17 protein-coding genes are annotated in these 19,572 nt (G+C 41.7%); 12 read left to right on the plus strand and 5 right to left on the minus strand.

The features are described from left to right. Position 1: 1 nt before the first annotated feature. Together HG263_RS08780 and HG263_RS08785 are read left to right on the plus strand one after the other, a co-directional pair. Positions 2–3,058, plus strand: a complete 3,057-nt coding sequence (locus HG263_RS08780) for a pilus assembly protein (protein WP_171625722.1) — start codon at positions 2–4, stop codon at positions 3,056–3,058. Beyond that, positions 3,045–3,464 (plus strand): type IV pilin protein, encoded by a 420-nt coding sequence (locus HG263_RS08785; RefSeq protein ID WP_171625723.1) that lies wholly within the window; start codon positions 3,045–3,047, stop codon positions 3,462–3,464. Before HG263_RS08780 ends, HG263_RS08785 begins: the two co-directional genes overlap by 14 nt. Before the next feature lie 4 nt (positions 3,465–3,468). On the opposite strand, the gene HG263_RS08790 is transcribed toward HG263_RS08785, so the two are convergent. After that, the gene (locus HG263_RS08790) at positions 3,469–3,993 is read right to left on the minus strand and encodes a GspH/FimT family protein (protein WP_171625724.1); all 525 of its coding nucleotides are present in this window, start codon (positions 3,991–3,993) and stop codon (positions 3,469–3,471) included. 92 nt (positions 3,994–4,085) lie between these two features. Then, positions 4,086–4,637 carry a GspH/FimT family pseudopilin gene (locus tag HG263_RS08795; RefSeq protein ID WP_171626091.1) on the minus strand — a complete coding sequence of 184 codons (552 nt, stop codon included), beginning with the start codon at positions 4,635–4,637 and terminating at the stop codon, positions 4,086–4,088. Positions 4,638–4,765: 128 nt separating this feature from the next. On the opposite strand from HG263_RS08795, the gene glnB reads away from it, so the two are divergent. Then, positions 4,766–5,104 (plus strand): nitrogen regulatory protein P-II, encoded by a 339-nt coding sequence (gene glnB / locus HG263_RS08800; RefSeq protein ID WP_152085349.1) that lies wholly within the window; start codon positions 4,766–4,768, stop codon positions 5,102–5,104. A gap of 114 nt (positions 5,105–5,218) precedes the next feature. On the opposite strand, the gene HG263_RS08805 is transcribed toward glnB, so the two are convergent. Then, complete coding sequence (locus HG263_RS08805) at positions 5,219–5,977, minus strand: outer membrane protein assembly factor BamD (protein ID WP_171625725.1); 759 nt, start codon at positions 5,975–5,977, stop codon at positions 5,219–5,221. Positions 5,978–6,100: 123 nt separating this feature from the next. On the opposite strand from HG263_RS08805, the gene rluD reads away from it, so the two are divergent. From rluD to HG263_RS08825, 4 genes are all read left to right on the plus strand, one after another. Beyond that, complete coding sequence (rluD, locus tag HG263_RS08810) at positions 6,101–7,078, plus strand: 23S rRNA pseudouridine(1911/1915/1917) synthase RluD (protein ID WP_171625726.1); 978 nt, start codon at positions 6,101–6,103, stop codon at positions 7,076–7,078. Between the two features lie 11 nt (positions 7,079–7,089). After that, positions 7,090–7,815 (plus strand): peptidoglycan editing factor PgeF, encoded by a 726-nt coding sequence (pgeF, locus tag HG263_RS08815; RefSeq protein ID WP_171625727.1) that lies wholly within the window; start codon positions 7,090–7,092, stop codon positions 7,813–7,815. A gap of 89 nt (positions 7,816–7,904) precedes the next feature. Then, on the plus strand, positions 7,905–10,478 hold the full coding sequence (gene clpB / locus HG263_RS08820; RefSeq protein ID WP_171625728.1) for an ATP-dependent chaperone ClpB: 2,574 nt from the start codon (positions 7,905–7,907) through the stop codon (positions 10,476–10,478). A gap of 468 nt (positions 10,479–10,946) precedes the next feature. Beyond that, positions 10,947–11,714, plus strand: a complete 768-nt coding sequence (locus HG263_RS08825) for a response regulator (protein WP_171625729.1) — start codon at positions 10,947–10,949, stop codon at positions 11,712–11,714. 246 nt (positions 11,715–11,960) lie between these two features. Here HG263_RS08825 and HG263_RS08830 read toward each other — a convergent pair whose 3' ends face one another. Then, positions 11,961–13,508, minus strand: coding sequence for a methyl-accepting chemotaxis protein (locus tag HG263_RS08830; protein ID WP_171625730.1), 1,548 nt, complete (start codon positions 13,506–13,508; stop codon positions 11,961–11,963). Between the two features lie 178 nt (positions 13,509–13,686). On the opposite strand from HG263_RS08830, the gene HG263_RS08835 reads away from it, so the two are divergent. From HG263_RS08835 to HG263_RS08855, 5 genes are all read left to right on the plus strand, one after another. Then, positions 13,687–14,625 carry an NADP-dependent oxidoreductase gene (locus HG263_RS08835; protein ID WP_171625731.1) on the plus strand — a complete coding sequence of 313 codons (939 nt, stop codon included), beginning with the start codon at positions 13,687–13,689 and terminating at the stop codon, positions 14,623–14,625. 60 nt (positions 14,626–14,685) lie between these two features. Further along, the gene (gshA, locus tag HG263_RS08840; RefSeq protein WP_171625732.1) at positions 14,686–16,263 is read left to right on the plus strand and encodes a glutamate--cysteine ligase; all 1,578 of its coding nucleotides are present in this window, start codon (positions 14,686–14,688) and stop codon (positions 16,261–16,263) included. Between the two features lie 123 nt (positions 16,264–16,386). Next, positions 16,387–16,995 (plus strand): transglycosylase SLT domain-containing protein, encoded by a 609-nt coding sequence (locus tag HG263_RS08845; protein ID WP_171625733.1) that lies wholly within the window; start codon positions 16,387–16,389, stop codon positions 16,993–16,995. Positions 16,996–17,126: 131 nt separating this feature from the next. Beyond that, positions 17,127–18,428, plus strand: a complete 1,302-nt coding sequence (locus tag HG263_RS08850) for an MFS transporter (protein WP_171625734.1) — start codon at positions 17,127–17,129, stop codon at positions 18,426–18,428. Between the two features lie 62 nt (positions 18,429–18,490). Next, positions 18,491–19,030, plus strand: coding sequence for an SRPBCC family protein (locus HG263_RS08855; protein WP_171625735.1), 540 nt, complete (start codon positions 18,491–18,493; stop codon positions 19,028–19,030). Positions 19,031–19,101: 71 nt separating this feature from the next. Here the strand turns inward: HG263_RS08855 and HG263_RS08860 are convergent, their stop codons facing one another. Beyond that, positions 19,102–19,491, minus strand: coding sequence for a hypothetical protein (locus tag HG263_RS08860; RefSeq protein WP_171625736.1), 390 nt, complete (start codon positions 19,489–19,491; stop codon positions 19,102–19,104). Between the last annotated feature and the right edge of the window lie 81 nt (positions 19,492–19,572).

Raw genomic sequence — 19,572 nt, forward strand, 5'->3', positions numbered from 1 at the left:
AATGAGAAAACTGCTAGTTTACTTTACGCTTCTCATAACTAATGCAGCCTTTGCTGATGATATAGAGCTTTACTTAAAACGTAACGTTAATGCACCTCAAACACCTAAAGTGATGATCATCTTTGACACATCAGGCAGCATGGCATTTTCTAGTATAACGGGTGACTCATGCGGTTATGATTATGGTCGCGATCGCTACATACTGTGTCCTGATAATCGCCTAGGAGTTGCGAAAAATGCTATCGCTAAGCTAATAAATGACAACGCTGATATCGATTTTGGTCTGATGCGTTTTAATGGTAGTAATGGCGGTTACATTTTAGCTGGCCTTGGTGCGAATCGCTCAACTATATTGAACCAAGTAAGCTCGCTTGAAGCCAACGGTGCAACACCATTAAGTGAAACGTTATGGGAGTCCTATTTATACTTAAGCGGGCGCACCCGTTATTATTCATGGTTTTGGCCATCTGCCGACCAAGATACCAGTGTAGAACGTTATGGTCATTATATTTCACCTTTTGAAGCTATCGCCAACGACCCAAATGTCTGTGGTAGTTCCGCCAATGTAATTATCATGACAGATGGCGAACCATCAAATGATAGTGACAGTGATCTGAGCATCATCAGCGAATATCTTGCAACCTTCTCAATACTGCCGACGACGTTGCACAGCAGTTATTTGCCCGCCCTTGCTGAAGTTATCCACCAGCGGGACGACCTTTATACTTTGCGTGGTGGTAGTGTTAAGGACCGAGGCCGAGTGTACACCATTGGCTTTGGTAGAGGAATGGACGCTGGCGGCATTGAAATACTAGAAAAAACGGCAGAGCTAGGTGGTGGTGTTTACACCCAAGCGAACACCGCAAGTGAACTGTCGGAGGCGTTAAAAAATCAGCTAGATAACATCCGCGAGTTAAATGATAGTTTTACCTCTCCATCGATTGCAACCAGTAGCTCAGATCAAACACAAAGTGGTAAAGCCCTTTATTACACCATGTTTTTAGCGTCTCCAAATGCTCGCTGGCAAGGGAACTTAAAAAAACTCGAGTTCTCAAACAACAACGTTGTTGATATGCATGGTGCTGCTGCCTTAGACGAAAATGGCTTAATTAAAGCAGGTGCGACGACATTTTGGTCTGAGTCAGGCTCTCAAGATGGCAACAGCGTTAAGCGCGGTGGCGTGAATGAGAGATTACAAAAGCAGAGTCAGCGCACGATTTATTCAGATTATGGCTCTGGTACGTTACGCGAGTTTTCTGCTGCTGAAGGTAAAAGACAGTATCGAAGATGGAAAGCTTTTGCAGATAAGCTCAAGATAGGGAACATTTCAGGGAGAAAGAAAACAAATGTTGAACAGTTAATAAACTGGGTCTACGGCCAAGATGTTGATGATGAAGATAAAGATGGTAATACAAGCGAACGAAGAGAAAGCATTTTTGGTGATCCGCTACATTCTAAGCCTGTGACCATGGATTATGGCAATGGTGACATCAGGGTCATTGTTGGTACCAACGCAGGCCTTTTACATATGTTTAAAGATGAAGGTAAGACGGTATCTGAAAGCTGGGCTTTTATTCCTGAAGACTTGTTTGACATATTGCATAGTACTCGAGTGAGTAAGGCTGATACTAAACTGTATGGTATGGATGGGCCTTTGACCGTTTACTTTCACGATATTAATCAAGACCAAAAAGTTAATGGTGAAGACAAAGTATGGCTATTTGCGGGGATGCGTCGTGGTGGTAATCGTTATTATGCGTTTGATATAACAACTCCAGATAGTCCGACTTTGTTGTGGGGGGGGCCAATTGTTGGTGGCACTGATGGCGATTTTAAAGAACTCGCACAAACGTGGTCAAAGCCACAGGTTACCTTTATTGAAAAGCAAGGTAATTCGCCCGTTTTGATCTTTGCTGCGGGTTATGACACCAACAAAGACAGTAATGGAAAGTCTTTAGATAGCGTGGGTAGAGGCATATTTATAGTTGATGCTAAAACTGGTTCTTTGGTGTGGTCATTGACGCCTAAAACAGGGTTTAAAGGTAAGCACAGCATCCCAGGAGATGTAGAGATACTCGACTCAAATTATGACGGTTACACCGATAGGCTCTATTTTGCTGATACAGGTGGTGATGTATGGCGAGTTGATATGCCTGGAGCTAACCCAAATGATGCAGACACGAAGTGGACCCATTTTAAATTAGCTGAGTTAGCTGATGTAGGCGCTACAGGTGATAGACGATTTTTTTACAAACCGGCCGTAGCAAATACTTATTTTAGTAAAGTAACGCGCACGACAGTATCAGGAACAACCTTTAAAACGCGCAAAGATACGCCTTATGAGGCGATATTATTGGGCTCAGGTAACCGGTCTCGGCCCACGCTAAATGGCGTGAGGGATTACTTATTTATGATCAGAGATGAAAATACGGTGACACAGTCTTTTCAATCGAATGTTCCTGAGCCGATAAAAATTAATAATTTAATGGACATTAGTAATGACCCTTTTGCTGCAAAACTAAGTGATCTTGAAGGTTTTACCGATGTTGAAGTGACTTTAGGCAGCTTCCATGGTTGGAAATATGCGCTTTCGGCTAATGAAAAGTCCCTTGCAGCACCAACAGTCGTTGGCGGCGTCGCTTACTTTACGTCTTTTACACCTCCTGCCACTGTGAGTCGCTGTGAAGCATCAGCAGGAAAGGGCGGGCTTTATGCATTTCATTTACATTATGGTACGCAAGTGTATGACAAGCTCAAATATGAAACCACGCCTGTAGTACCAGACACCCCTAAGAAGTATGTGAGCTGTGAAAACGGCAATGGTACTGATTGCGAAACGGTTGTTCGCATGGTTGGACCTGCCATTAAGAAAGGTGAAGGTTCGGGGCAAGGAAAAGGACCGGTGGTAGGAACTCCATGGAAGGCGGCTGGGATTGTAACAGAGGCACAACCTGTTGTTATTAATGGTAAAATCAACTTAATACGTGAACAAGTAGACTTTGGTTTGAAGACTAGGCAGATGTTCATTTACAAAAAAGAAGAGAATGATGAAAAGTAATCAGGTAAAGGAAAGAGGATTTACGCTTTTAGAGGCGCTAATCGTTTTAGTTATCTTAGGGATCGTTGCATCAGTTGCTTACCCCAGTTATAAACAATTTCTTGTGAAAGCTGCTCGTTCAGAGGCGATGGTAATGCTGCTTGATGCCGCAAATAAGCAAGAGCAGTATTTTGTAGACAACCGAGTTTTCACCAATAAACTATCAGACATTGGCGTGCCAGAAAAAACAGAAAACGGCTATTATTCAATGTCAGTGACGGTGGATGACACGAGCTTTGAAGTAGTTGCAACACCAATAGCAGGACCTGTACAAGGTGACAAAGAGTGTTCCGCTATGATGATCAATGAGCTAGGTCAAAAGCTTAGCAAAGGTAGTGCAACTAAGGAATATTGCTGGCAGCGCTAAATAGCTATAAGGGACACTTGTCAGTGTCCCTTATACGAGCCCTACCTGCGTTACTTACACTCATTTCTAAACCTGTTGATTCTTCACTTTGACTTGGTAAGCAATAAACGAAGGTACCATTGGTAAATCCTCTGATTGAAGCGTCATAGTTAAATATGATGGCAGGCCTTGGATAGGCTAAAGAATCTTGTTTTGGTATGGCTGGTAATTCATATAAACGTACATCGTCCTTGTCTAATACTCTAAGGTCACCTCTATCTATAAATACTGTGATCTCTTTATGCCATGCGTTGGCTACACAGCGATTATTATCAAGGTGGCAAATTGTGCTCTTACTCCCTGTTGAGGCTGCTTGTGTTTTTGCTAATGCCAATGCACGCTTAAGCTGCTTAAGCGCAAACTCTGGCCTGTGTTCAGAGATAATTTCACCGTAACTAGATAAAGCTAGGCTGAGTAAAGTACCCATCAAAGCTAGGGTTATTAGTGTCTCAAGCAAAGTGAGACCTAAGCTCTTTTTATTAATAGCCATATCCATCCTTGGATCTGTAACTTTAGATAAGTAGCTAAAAAGCTAGCTTATCAGTAAGTAAAATCAAGCTATCGCAAAATTAAAAAGTAAAGTTAATTACAACCTAGTGTGGTTGTGCCATTGAATAGAGCATTGCCAGATAGAGTAACGGTTAACATCTGGTTAGAAGTGCTGCCGGACTCAGGGCAGTAAATGAATTTACCAATATTGCTGGTAACTTGGCCACTGCCATCAAAACGTATAAAGGCGTTAGGAAAACTCAATGAGTCAACCCCTGGTATTGGGTCAATCACTCTTAATATAGACTCACTCGTACTGTCAAAACTACCATTATTATTATGATCTACGAATACCACTTTGGCTGAGCTTGACCAGTTGTTAAGGCAAGTTAAATTGCTGCCACGGTTGAGGTTTCCTTCATCAACAGGGCAAAGTATAACAATTTCATCACTTGAAGTCGCTTTGGCTCTAGCAAAGGTAATATTACGCTTTAATTCAAGCAAGTACGACTCAGCTCGGTTTTTATCTAGAAGAGCATTGTTACCAGACAAAGCAATACTGGCTAAGACAGCCAAGATGGTGAAAGTAATTAATAATTCAACCAGTGTAAAACCTTTGGCTTTCAATAAAGAGGAGTTATACATCTTACAGCATGCCCTACATTAGTTTTATTCATTATGGCGTGCTTTTTGATACTAAGGCAATGACTTTGTTTGCTAACATTTTGAGTATTGATTAAAATCGACGCACCATCATAGGAAAGTGCAGAGCCATGAAAAAAATAGAAGCGATAATTAAACCATTCAAACTAGATGATGTAAGAGAAGCTTTATCAGATGTCGGTATTACTGGTATGACTGTCTGCGAAGTAAAGGGATTTGGACGTCAAAAGGGTCACACAGAGTTATATCGTGGCGCTGAATATATGGTCGACTTCTTACCTAAAGTGAAGCTGGACATAGTGTTAGCTGATGAGGATGTAGATAGAGCCATTGACGTGATATTAAAAACTGCTCAAACAGGTAAAATTGGCGATGGTAAAATATTTGTCACTGAAGTTGAGCGCGTAGTTCGTATACGTACCGGTGAAGAAGACGAAGAAGCAATTTGATAACCTGAAATTTTTGATGTCCTCACAACACTGTGGGGATTTTTTATATCAGTTGTATATGTATAAACAGTGTTCCGATAAAGTTTAAGATGCTTTATCGGAACACTTAATTGATTAACGTTTGTTTAGCTGCATGGTCTGGCGAGCATTTTCTGCTAGTTCACTCAAGCCAAGTTTTTTATAGCTTTTTTCCATTATTTCCAAAGCAGCATTTAGGTAGCTACTTTGAGAATAATGTTCTACAACATATTTACCACGATTTGCTGCAGCAAGGTAGGCTTCACGTTCAAAGTAGTATTGGGCTACTTTCAACTCATAGCGAGCCATTTTATTTAACAACCACACCAACCGCTTTTTAGCCTCTGGTATGTATTCACTATCAGGGTAGCTACTGATCAAGGTCGATAAGTCTTGAAAAGCTACGCGAGTACGATTAGCGTCACGATCAGCTCTGTCAACACCAAAGTAATCTTGGAAGGCATTTTCATCAGCTTTGATATTGACTAAACCACGCATGTAGTACATGTAATCTAAGTTTTTGTGGTTTGGGTTTAAGCGGATAAAACGGTCAATATGCGCGAGTGCTTGTTCAGTGTTACCTGTTTGGTAGTGGGCAAATACCAAGTCCATTTGCACCTGTCGGGAAAACGGTCCAAATGGGTATCGCGAATTAATGGCGCTGAGTAATTCGATTGCTCTTGCATACAGGCCCGAATCTAGAGTTTCTTTGGCATCTTCATACAGAGCTTGAGCTGATTTGTTCGGTACGCGTTCTATTTCATCTTGTTCTGGCGCAGAAGAGCAGGCCGCTAAGCCTAAAAATGAGGCGCTAAGTATGATGGCAAAGGCGCGCTTCCTTAAGTTTTTTATCATTTTATTTTACTACCTTTGTTGTCTTCGGCTAGGCCAAGTGGGTAAAACCGAGTAAACTATGCATTTATGCGATTCTAACCCAGTCGAGCACAGCTTGCACTGGTAAATTAGGTAAAGTTACAGATGTCAGAGCAAATTTCTCTTCAAGCTGAAGTCCCCACAGAGTTAGGCGGTAAACGTCTAGACCAAATTTTGGCGCAATTGTTCCCAGATTTTTCTCGTTCGAGAATAAAAACTTGGATTCTAGACGATAAAGTCACGGTTGACGGGAGCGTATTAAATACTCCTCGTGAAAAATTACTGGGAGGGGAAGTGGTTGCGATAGAAACGCAAATTGAGGCGCCACGAGAGTATGAAGCCCAAGATATTGCCTTAGACATAGTGTACGAAGATGACGATATTTTGGTGATCAATAAGCCTATGGGGCTAGTAGTGCATCCAGGCGCTGGTAATCCAGATGGCACAGTGCTCAATGCCCTGTTATATCATCACCCAGATATCATTAATGTACCGCGTGCCGGTATCGTGCACCGCCTGGATAAAGATACAACGGGTCTTATGGTGGTCGCAAAAACGATTCAGGCACAAACACACTTAGTGAAAAACCTGCAAGCTCGAGAAAACTTTACCCGTGAATACGAAGCAATTTGTAATGGCACAATGACAGCTGGTGGTATGGTCGAGAAACCGATTGGTCGTCATGCAACTAAACGTACACATATGGCGATTCATGAAATGGGTAAACCAGCAATTACTCACTATAGAGTGGCTGAAAAGTTCCGTGCTCATACGCGATTACGTTTACGCTTGGAAACAGGGCGTACTCACCAAATTCGTGTGCATATGGCTTATTTGAACCATCCACTCATTGGTGATCAGTTGTATGGCGGTCGCCCCCGTCCGCCACGTAATGCAACTCCTGAATTATTCGCGCAGTTGCGTGATTTTAAACGCCAAGCTCTGCATGCAATTAAATTAAGTATTGCGCACCCAATTACTGGCGAGATGATGACATGGGAAGCGCCTGTACCTGAAGATATGCAGATTCTTACGCAAGCTCTACGTGAAGACACGAAAGCAAACCCAGATCTAGCGCTGTAGGCGTCAAGCTTATGCTGTTGCCAGATTGGCCTATACAAAATCGTGTCGGAGCGCTCTCTACGACCAGAGTAGGTGGCCAGTCTTGTGTACCCTTTGAGAGTTTTAATTTGGGCTATCATGTAAATGATAAGCCCAATGATGTTAATGCCAATCATAAGCAACTGCTAGAGTACTTACCGAATCCCGCTCATTGGCTCACTCAAGTGCATGGTGCAGATGTGCTGGTTGTTGATAAAAATACACCTGCTACATTTTGGCCAAAGGCAGATGCGCTATATACAAGGTTACGACAGCAGCCGTTAGCAATTATGACTGCTGATTGCTTGCCTATTTTAGTTTGTGATCAGCAAGGCCGCGAAGTTGCAGCCATCCACGGCGGCTGGAAACCACTTGTAAAGGGAATTATCGCTAATACGCTCGCTCTATTTCAAGCAAACCCAAAGCAGTTGTATGTTTGGTTTGGACCCGCGATAGGACCGCAGAAGTTTGTAGTGGGGAGCGACGTAAAGGCCCAGTTTTGTGAACTCAACCGAACCCACGAAGATGATTTTGTTGCACAAAGTGATGGTAAATTCATGGCTAATATTTACGCGATAGCGAAACGTCAGCTGGCCCAACTTGGTGTTACTGAGGTATTTGGTGGTGACTATTGTACTGTAACGCAAAATGAACTGTTTTTTTCATATCGTCGTGATGGTAAAACAGGGCGCATGGCAAGCTTGATCTGGCGCAATTAATCTTATATTCCTATCATTTATTACTTGAACAATCTGCTAGCAATACCCATTAATTAACTAGTTATAGTTTTTTGTAAAGGTAGATACCAATGCGTTTAGATAGATTTACCAGTAAATTTCAAGCTGCACTTTCAGATGCTCAATCATTAGCCTTAGGGCGAGACCATCAATTTATTGAGCCAGTGCATTTAATGTATTCCTTATTGCAGCAAAATGGCTCTAGTGTTCGCGCCTTGCTTGCACAAGCCAGTGTCAGTGCCGATGAACTTAATAGCAAGCTATCACAGGCGATAGAAAAGATTTTTAAAGTTGAAGGTATTGGCGGTGATGTGCAGCTTTCAACCAACTTGGTTTCGTTAATCAACCTCTGTGACAAATACGCACAAAAGCGCAAAGATCAGTATATCTCTAGCGAGCTATTTGTATTTGCTGCCTGTGAAGATAAAGGGCCATTAGGCGATATATTCAAATCGCTCAATATCACTCAACCTAAAATTGAGGCCGCTATTAAGGCCATCAGAGGTGGTCAAAAAGTTGATAGCCCTAATGCGGAAGATACACGCCAGTCACTGGAAAAGTTCACCATAGATTTAACTGAACGCGCAGAGCAGGGTAAATTAGACCCTGTTATCGGTCGCGATGATGAAATTCGTCGTACCATTCAAGTGTTACAACGCCGTACCAAAAATAACCCCGTATTAATAGGTGAACCAGGGGTAGGTAAAACAGCCATCGTTGAAGGTTTGGCACAACGTATTATCAATGGAGAAGTACCTGAAGGTTTAAAAAGTAAACGCGTTTTATCTTTAGACTTAGGCGCGTTAGTCGCAGGCGCTAAATATCGAGGTGAATTTGAGGAAAGGCTCAAGTCGGTACTTAACGAGTTGGCAAAAGAAGAAGGCCAAGTCATTTTATTTATCGACGAAATTCACACTATGGTTGGTGCCGGTAAAACAGATGGTGCAATGGACGCCGGCAATATGCTTAAACCAGCGTTAGCCCGAGGCGAGTTGCACTGTGTGGGTGCGACGACTTTGGATGAATACCGCCAGTATATTGAGAAAGATGCCGCGCTTGAGCGACGCTTTCAAAAAGTGTTTGTTAGTGAGCCAAGTGTAGAAGATACCATTGCTATTTTGCGAGGGCTCAAAGAGCGTTATGAATTGCACCACTCGGTTGATATTACCGATCCGGCAATAGTTGCGGCGGCTAACTTATCACATCGTTATATCAGTGACCGTCAATTACCAGACAAGGCAATTGATTTAATCGACGAAGCGGGCAGCTCGATTCGTTTGCAAATAGACTCCAAACCAGAACAACTAGATAAGCTTGAGCGTCGCATTATTCAGTTAAAGCTAGAAGATAACGCTTTAGCGAAAGAAAAAGACGAAGCAAGTCAAAAGCGTCGTAGCGAAATGCAGTCGCTGATCTCAGAGCTTGAAACTGAATATAAAGAGCTTGATGAAGTTTGGAACGCGGAAAAAGCATCTTTGCAGGGCACACAAGTCATCAAAGCGGAGCTTGAACAAGCCCGTTTGGACTTGGAAGTAGCCCGTCGTGCAAGTGACTTACAACGTATGTCTGAGCTGCAGTACGGTCGTATTCCAGAACTTGAGCGAAAATTAGATTTGGCATCTCAAGCTGAAATGCAAGAAATGAGCTTATTGAAGAATCAAGTTGGAGAGGATGAGATAGCAGAGATCCTGTCTCGCTGGACGGGGATCCCTGTCGCAAAAATGCTGCAGGGCGAACGCGAAAAGCTATTGCAAATGGAAGACGAATTACACAAAAAAGTGATTGGTCAAGATGAAGCGGTTAATGCAGTAGCAAACGCCATTAGGCGTTCTCGAGCAGGGTTGGCTGATCCAAATCGTCCTATCGGTTCTTTCCTATTTTTAGGCCCAACAGGCGTTGGTAAAACAGAGCTTACCAAAGCTCTTGCACACTTTATGTTTGATACTGAAGATGCGATGGTACGCATTGATATGTCTGAATTTATGGAAAAACACTCGGTTGCTCGACTTGTTGGTGCACCTCCTGGCTATGTAGGTTACGAAGAAGGAGGTTACCTGACTGAAGCCGTGCGACGTAGACCATACTCGGTCGTCTTGTTAGATGAAGTGGAAAAGGCGCATCCGGATGTATTTAACATTCTGCTACAAGTGTTGGATGATGGCCGTTTGACCGATGGTCAAGGACGCACCGTAGATTTTAAAAACACAGTAATTATTATGACCTCTAATTTGGGCTCTGATATCATTCAAGAGCAAGCAGGAAATAATGATTACGCTACATTAAAAGAACTGGTGATGGGCGTATTGGCGAGTCAATTTAGGCCTGAGTTTATCAATCGCATTGATGAAACGGTTGTATTCCACCCATTGATAAATGAACATATTAGGCAAATTGCCAGTATCCAACTAGAGAAGCTAGAGTCGCGCTTACTGGAAAAAGGCTATGAGTTTACTCTTACAGAAGGCGCATTAGATAAAATTGCTGCCAGCGGTTTTGATCCGGTATTTGGTGCAAGGCCACTAAAACGTGCTGTACAGCAATATATTGAAAACCCATTGGCACAGCGCTTACTCTCTGGTGAGTTTGTTAGTGGCGACCATATCACCGTTGATGTCAAAGACGATGAAATTGTCTTTGTTAAGTAGCACCGTCCTATGATTTAGTAAGCTTGGCAGATGTTTTGTTGAGCTTACTAAAATTTCTTTTATCTGCCGATAGTTAACCTTCTCTCTAGAAGAGGTAGTCCTTTTTTCTAAACTTTTTGTTTAAATCTCATCCTAATTGGGTATAATGGCGCCCGCAAAATATGGGTAAAAAATGCTCAAACAGCTTGTTTGACGCAATTTCCCTCTACTTACTTTGAAGGATCTTGGTTTAATTGCGCTGAACTACATAAGATAGGATAAAGCGTAAAAAACTGTAGGTCTAAACCTACCAAGTAATAGAATTTTTCTACGAAATATACATGCACCTACCGAGAGTTGGGACTTTTTATTGTGATTAGTGCAAGGTGTGCTAAACCTAATCTATGAGGGAGTCGCTTACTTTGTTGCTATATGTTTGCGTGTACCGGCGGTATATTTCGATTATTCATGTTGTTAACGGGGCATTAAATGCAAGATGTAAGTTTTTTAATTGTGGACGATTGTCAGTTAGTACGTAATTTAGTACGCAATACCATAGAAAACCGTCTGGGTTCAGAAAATGTTTATACTGCAGCTGATGGCAAAGAAGCCTTTGAACTGCTTAATGCTCGGAAAATAGACATCATCATTGCAGATTGGCAAATGCCAAACATGGATGGTGATGAGTTGCTACGTAGAGTGAGAAAGTCAGATAAGCTCAAAGCAACACCCTTTATTATGATGAGCTCTTTGGGTGACAAAGAGCACGTTTTAGCTGCGATTCAAAATGGTGTGTCGCAGTATGTGATGAAACCGTTCAGCGCCGAAAAGTTAGAAGACGCGATTCAAAAATCTTGGAATTCTGCAAATCGCCGTGGTGCAGTTCGATTATCTAGTTTGCCAGAGCACCGAGTGAGAATTCAAACGAATAATCGTAAAATAGCAGGTACGGTAAAAAATATAAGCCATACAGGTATGTTGGTAGAGCTGACTTATAGTCGAGAGCTACATCTATTTAATAACTACGGTATTGAATTGGATATTTTTGATTTAAACCATGAAGGCAATATGCTGATAGAGCCTATATATGGTATACCAGTACGTTTAATTGCACTAGATACGAGCGGTGGTACAAAGGTTTGTCAAATGGGTATACGTTTTAGCAGAGACATGCTGCATGAAACCGTCAAAAGTAAGTTGGATTATTTGCTCAAAACGTTGGGCGAAAACGACTCTGACCTTATTCAAGATAACTAATCTCAGTGCTGGATAAGCGAATTTGCTGAAGATGATTTTTTTTGCTCGCTCTATACGTTGCTGTGATTTTGTAACGCCAAGTATTAGTGCATAAAATAGCTTTTACTTTGAACAGAACATTTTCATTGGCTTGCAAGTAATGTCAGTGGATAGGGTATTCTTTATTTCAAAACGCCTATCTACCCCTGAGGCTAAAAAGCCAAAACCTGAAGCGGTGAGTTGGCCGCGTCAGGTTTTGTTGATTTTTTAAGCTTTAAATGTAAGCAGTAGCCCTGATATTTTATTTGCACTTTCAACCAATTTTGCTGCATCTTCAGCGACTTGGTAACTAAGTTGTAGGTTATCATTACCATGTTCTTTGATGTTACCGATGTTATCGTTTATTTCAACACTCACCACTTGTTGCTGTTCAGCAGCTGCTGAGATTTGTTGAGCCGATTGAGCAATGTCACTTATTTGGGTGAAAATGGTTTCAAGCGCTAGTTGGCTAACTTGGCTTGCTTGAGCGCAAGAGTCGGCTCTGTCTTTGGTGCTTTGCATCACCTTTGACCAACTAAAGAGCGTATCTTGAATTTCTTTTATTGATGCGTAAATGTGGCTAGTTGCATTTTGGGTTCTTGAAGAAAGTGCGCGAACTTCATCGGCAACAACTGCAAATCCGCGACCATGCTCACCCGCTCTTGCTGCTTCAATTGCGGCGTTCAAAGCAAGTAAGTTCGTTTGCTCAGCGATGCCTTCAATTTCGGTCATCACTTTACCAATTTTTTCAGCTTCACTGGCGAGTGAGGTCGCAGTCTGTGCTGCTTCATCAACTTGACTGGCTAAACTGTTGACCATGTCTACATTATCTGACATTGATAACTTGATATCTTGGCAATGCTGTTGTGTGACGTCGACTTTTTGTGCTGTCTCAGCGGTGTTATGAGAAATCTCGCCAATGGTACTGCTCATTTGAGACATCGCTGTGGCAATGGAGCTTAGACGTTGGCTTTGTGCCTGTATGCCTTGCTCCGTTCGGCTGGACTTTTCATCTAGGTCTGTGGCGATGCCTTTGAATGTAATCGTTGAATCTCTCATGCGACCAAGAACCGTGCGTAATTTAGCCTGCAACATGCCTTGATTGTACTTGGCAACGCTAAAAGTGCTATGCCCATCGTAGATGTAGCGAGAAACTGAATCAAACTGCGATTGTTGTGCTAGCAAAGCATTTGGTGTTGCAATCAGCTCTTCATAATTGATAATGACTAAGCAGCTAAACGCGATGAGTAAAAGTAGTGCAGCAGTCAACCCCGCAAGCCACCCTGTAGCGACGATACTCAATGCTACGATTGCAGCACTCATGCCGCGGCGTAAAGCATGCTGTTCGCTCCAATGCCATATAGATTTGCCTTGATTAATTGCATCGTATAACTTTTGAGCGCGTTGCTTAAGTTCATTATTTGGACGAACACGAACAGATTGATAACCTGTAAGTTGTCCATGTTCAAAAATGGGAGTTACAAAGGCATCAACCCAATAATAGCGGCCATCTTTACAACGATTTTTAACTACACCACGCCATGAGTGCCCGTCTTTTAATTTATCCCACAATTCTTTGAATGCGGCTTTAGGCATATCAGGATGACGAACGATATTATGGTTTTTACCGACTAATTCGTCGCGAGAAAAGCCGGAAACGCGACAGAAGGCATCGTTTGCATAGGTTGTTACGCCACGCAGATCAGTTGTTGAAACCAGTTGTTGACTGTCGTCAAACATTACTTCTTCATTTATTGTATGTTGCCCACGACGCATAGTTTTCTCCATAGGGGCACGAATGCATTAGCTGTAAGCATAGTATTCGTTACCTGTTGTTAAAATCATCGTATTCCATGATTCTACTGTAGGTTATTTTTACCTGTACTCGACAGAGTCTGATTTAATTGTGTTAGATTATAGCGAGTTATCAAACATCAAGACAGAGTGTATTTTAATGGCAAACGCAAAGTTAGTTTTTGGTATTGAGCAGTTTGGCGGCCCTGAAAACATTATCTCTAAATACCTTGTAGATAAAAAGCTTGAACAAAATCATGTACGTATAAAAGTGCTCGCTAGCAGTGTTAATCCCATCGACATAAAAACAAGAATGGGGTTGGGATTTGTTGCGGCGCAAAAACAACCTGATAGTTTTATGGGGTTAGGGTATGATCTCTATGGACAAATAGAGGCTGTTGGTGAGCAGGTCACAAGTTTTAGTGTTGGCCAGTATGTGATTGGTATGGTTGGATTTGCCCATCATCCTGGCTGTTATGCGCAACAAGTTGATGCGCATGTTGAGCAAATAATTGCATTAGATGAGAAAGAAAATCCTACAATAGCAGGTCTATGCTTAAGTGGCTTAACGGCATTACAAGCGCTTGCATGTTTGCCCGTTTTGTCTGATGTACCACTTTTTATTAATGCACCAACAGGTGGGGTCGGACATATCGCCGTTCAATTAGCTAAACTGCAAGGGAGGCATGTTGTTGCTCTAAGCACTAGAGCGCAGCATCCGTTATTAGCCATGATGGATGTAAAGACGATGAATTATGAACACTTCTATCAGCAATCTTATCGTGGACAATTACTTGATTTAGTTGGCGCAGAGACAGCGCTAAAGCTTATTGCTAACTTAGGTAAGGGAAGCTCTGTGGTTACAGTGCCAACAATTAGTAAAGATCAAGTGATTGAATTTGCAAAGCACAATGGCATTGATGCGCAAGGGATGGTGGTGAAGGCTAATACTGATGATCTCAATAAATTGTATCAAGCGTATAGAAGTGGCAAACTGAGCATACATATGGATAAACAATTTTCGCTTAATGAAGTGGCTCAAGCGCATGGGTATATGCAAGGTGCTCAGCATTGCGGAAAAATCATTATCGTAACTTGATATTGATTATTGCGCCCCCATAATGTTTTGCACTGCCTTTTGTTGGCCGAGGATATTTTTTTGATAACGACAGATTTACAGACAAGATTAGCGGCATTATCAATGCCCAATCATAAGTACGCCATCAAGGGTATAAAGCGTGGCATTGAGCGAGAAGCTTTACGAATCAACAAAAATGGTACGATTGCTCAAACTCCTCATCCTAAAGAGACAGGCCATCCATTAACGCACAGTAGCATCACAACTGATTTTTCTGAGTCACTACTTGAGTTTATTACACCGGTAAGCGACGACCCTGAGCAAACTTTGTCACAGCTTAGAGACTTGCAAAAGTTTACACTCTCCAAAATGGGTGATGAGTTATTGTGGCCAATGAGTATGCCTTGCTTTATTAACGATCAAGAAGATATTGCATTGGCACAGTTTGGTGACTCCAATATAGGTAAAATGAAAACGCTTTACCGACAAGGGCTTAAAAACCGTTACGGCAGTATGATGCAGGCCATCGCTGGAGTTCATTTTAATATTTCTTTCCCTGATTCTCTTTGGCAAAGCTTGAGTGAATTGGAAAATAATACTCAACCATTACAGCAGTTTATTTCCGACAAATACCTTGGACTTATTCGCAACTTTAAACGAGAGTTATGGCTTGTTAGTTATCTATTTGGCGCATCTCCGGCATTATGCTCTTCATTTTTGCAAGGTAAAGAAAGTCACTTACCATTTAATAAAATAGGTAAGGGGACTTTGTATCTGGAGCATGGCACAGCCCTTAGATTAGGGGATTTAGGGTATACCAATAGTGCTCAGTCTTCATTACGAGTTATGTATAACTCGTTAGATGAATATATTGCAGGTCTTCGACAAGCTATCCGTTGTCATTCTGATTTATATGGCGAATTGGAAGATTATAAGGAGACAGCGCCTAAGCAGTTAAATAAAAATATCTTGCAGATCGAAAATGAGTTTTATTCTCCAATTCGGCCGAAGCGCAATGCGCTCAGTGGTGAGCCACCGACTCATGCTCTAGAGCGAGGAGGTATTGAATATGTTGAGATTAGGGCTCTTGACGTTAACCCATTTGTTGATACTGGTATCAGCATCGAGCAGATTAATTTTCTAGATGTATTTTTAACTTACTGCTTATTAAAGCTTTCCCCACAGATGAGCTGGGAAGAACAAAAGGTAACACAAGAAAACTTAACCGCGGTGGTTAATCAAGGACGCGATCCTCAGGTGAAATTGCTAAAAGGGGATGAGCAGGTATTACTTAGCCAATGGGCTTCAAGTATTTTTTCTGACTTGGTTGATGTTGCTAAGTGGATGGATGAAGCAAATCAAACAACCAAATATACAGATACAATAAGCACCTTAAGTCAGTGGGTGAAATACCCTGAAAAAACGTTTTCAGGCCGTCTTGTTGAGCAACTTAAAGAGTCAAAGCAAGATAGTGGCTTTATTGCGATAGATCTAGCTGCTAAATACAAAGCAACGTATGAAAATATTGATTATCAACAGTACAGCGAGAAAGCTTTGCTAGATGCAGCACTTCAGTCACAGTATGCTGCAACAGCAATAAAAGAAAATGACGATAAAGACTTTGTTGTGTTTCTTGATGAGTACTTTGCTAAAGCGTAGACAAAAAAAAGCGCAGTCTAATAAACTGCGCAAATAAATTTCAGGGATGAAACAATGCTAAACTGCTGCATTCATAGATTAGGACCGGCACTATTTAAAAAAGTTCAATGGGTTTGAAAAAAAATGCAAAAATTTATAGTTTTATTACCCATATTGTTATATTTAACAGGCTGTGCCACAGCTCCTCCCACTCAACCACATGATATATGTGAGATTTTCAAAGAAAAAGAAGATTGGTATTACGATGCCCGTGACGCTCAAGATAAATGGGGCTCACCCAAACATGTGCTTATGGCAATGATGTACCAAGAAAGTTCTTTTAAACATGATGCCGCACCACCAATGGATTATTTTTTATGGGTGATCCCTATTGGACGAGCGAGTTCTGCTTACGGTTATTCTCAGGCTAAAACGCCTACTTGGAGTGATTATGTTCGTGAAACTGGCAACTCTGGCGCGGATAGGGATGACTTTGAAGATGCAATCGATTTTATGGCATGGTTTGTTTATAAAACGCACAAAATAAATGGTGTATCTAAGTGGGATGCGTATGCCCAATACTTGAATTATCACGAAGGTTGGGGAGGCTACAAGCGTGGTACCTATCGTAAGAAAAAATGGCTAATGGCCGTTGCCAACAAAGTGAAGCACAGAGCAAGCCGATATGGCGCGCAATTAAAGCGCTGTGAAGACGACCTAGATAAGAACTGGTTTGAACGTTTGTTTGGCTAATAACAACGATTTTTCAAAGAGATAAACAACAATCACGACGTACGGCCTGATTGATTTTATTTATTATGCGTAACAATACACTACAGTTATGCATAATATGAGTTCATCAAATAATGAAATCGAAGGCTGGTATGGCAAAACTTACCAAAGAAGAGATCTATCAAAGACTGAGTAATATCGAAGATGCCCGAGCATGTGAAGCAATAGGTGATGACGCTTGCAAACAGGTGCCTGGTAACTTCATTTTTATGCTTATTAGTCAGGTGTTTAGTAAATTTTCTGACGCACTTCTTAATCCTAAAGTAACGTTACCTTGGTTAATGCAAGGGCTTGGTGTGTCGAGTGCTTTTATTGCTTGGCTGGTTCCCATTCGCGAGTCAGGCTCTTTACTCCCTCAACTTGCTATTGCAAGTTATATTCGTACTTTGCCAGTCAGAAAGTGGGTCTGGGTGGTTGGAGCACTGATTCAGGCTTTATGCATTGCTGCTATGGTAATTATTGCACTGACATTGACTGGCAGTCAGGCTGGGTGGGCCTTAATCGGCGTATTAAGTGTGTTTAGCTTGGCAAGAGGGTTCAATTCTATCGCCGCAAAAGACGTTTTAGGGAAGGTTATCCCCAAATCGCAGCGAGGTAATATTAGTGGTTTAGCAGCGAGTATGTCAGGGCTGGCAACACTGTTGTTTGCGTTAATTTTGGTCATTATGCCTGAAAACATTCAATACCAAGCTGTACTGATAGCTCTGGTATTAGGTTTTACAATGTGGCTATTTGCAGCTGGGTTTTATAGTCAAATAATCGAATACAAAGGGGCGACCGATGGCGGCAAAAGTGGACTAAAACTGGCGCTGAGTAAACTTAAACTACTATATCAAGACAGGGCCTTTGGACACTTTGTGCTAACACGTGCGTTGTTATTATGTTCTGCATTGAGTGCGCCGTTTTATATCGTGTTGGCATCGCAGCAGGAGCTTAATTTACCGTTGCTAGCGATATTTATGGCGGTGTCTGGAGGCGCAAGTTTAATATCCGCACCAATTTGGGGGAGATTGAGCGACCTGTCGAGTAAGTATGTTTTGATGGTCAGTGCAGTGCTTGTGACGATAAATGGCTTGGTGGTATACCTTGTCGCACAACATGATAACGCATTACTGAAAAGTATCTGGTTCCTGCCTTGTATGTACTTTTTATTAAGCGTTGCACACCAAGGAGTTAGACTAGGGAGAAAAACCTACTTGGTTAATTTAGCTCAAGGTAATCAACGAACTGATTATGTCTCAGTGAGTAACACAGTGATAGGAATCTTGTTGTTGCTTTTAGGAAGTATTGGTTTTTTAGATAGTTGGTTATCTGTATCTGGACTGATTATGACATACAGTTTGTTAGGCTTGGTTGGTGCGGTTAGTGCTGCTTTTTTGGCTGAAGTAGAGTAAGGTTTAGCGGTTGTTTATAAAACAGCAACTTAATGATATAGATATTTTAAAGAGGCAGAAGGATGTTGAAAAAAGTTATTGCTGTATTGTTATTGGTGATTGCATCACCTTTTATTGTTGCACTATTAATTCCCGAAAGTTATCACGTTGAGCGACATATCGTCATAAAACGACCCGTAGAGCCAGTTTTTTCCTATATTAAGTATTTAAAGAATCAAAGTAATTATAGTAAGTGGGAACAAATGGACCCGAATATGGAGAAATCCTATAAAGGCGAAGATGGCACGGTTGGTTTTGTTTCGACTTGGCGCAGTGATGATCCTGATGTGGGTGCTGGTGAACAAGAGATCATTAAAATTGATGAAAATAAGCGTATCGACTTTGAGTTGCGCTTTATCGAGCCATTTCAGTCCACAGATCCTGCATATATGATAACTGAGGGAGTTTCAGGAGGAACCAAAGTGACTTGGGGATTTCGTGGGAATATGGATTACCCTATCAACTTAATGCTACTAGTGATGGATTTTGAACAAGTCTTAGGGAATGATTTGCAAGTGGGATTAGACAACCTAAAAGAAATTTTAGAGTCGCCTACAAACTAGGCGTATGTAAGCAGATATAAAAAAACCGCATCGTAGCGGTTTTTTTATATCTTGTAAAAGTGTGTGGTAGTTTAAACTACACCACGAGGCAAACGACAATCATGGTCTTTGCTTGCCAACTCTACAATCCAAAGCTCTTCAGCTGTGTAGCCTTCAGAATTCTCTTTAATGACTTTGAAAGACGCTTTTTTATCAGCTTTAACCGGCGCTGCCTTGCTTGTTTTTGCTTTTTTAGCAGGAGCCGCTTTTTTAGTTGCTGCCTTTTTTGGTGCTTCGCTAGGTGCCGCTGAACCAGAAGTAAGCTCTTCTGTTAATGCAGCTACTTCCGCAAGGCGCAGATTCTTACCGCCATCAATGCTGTACCAACCTGGTTTGGTGGTAATTTCAGGCTTCTTGCCATGGGCAGCTTCGTAAGCAGCTTCAAAAGCGCTTAGTACTTCAGTTTTATCTAGTTTACTCATCGTAGATCCTAGTCGTTTTATACGCGGATACGCGGGATTTAAGATTAAAGAGTATTTATACCCATATTTTCGCGATTTTTC

It is taken from the genome of Pseudoalteromonas caenipelagi (genome assembly GCF_013140855.1).
Classification (GTDB): Bacteria; Pseudomonadota; Gammaproteobacteria; order Enterobacterales; family Alteromonadaceae; genus Pseudoalteromonas; species Pseudoalteromonas caenipelagi.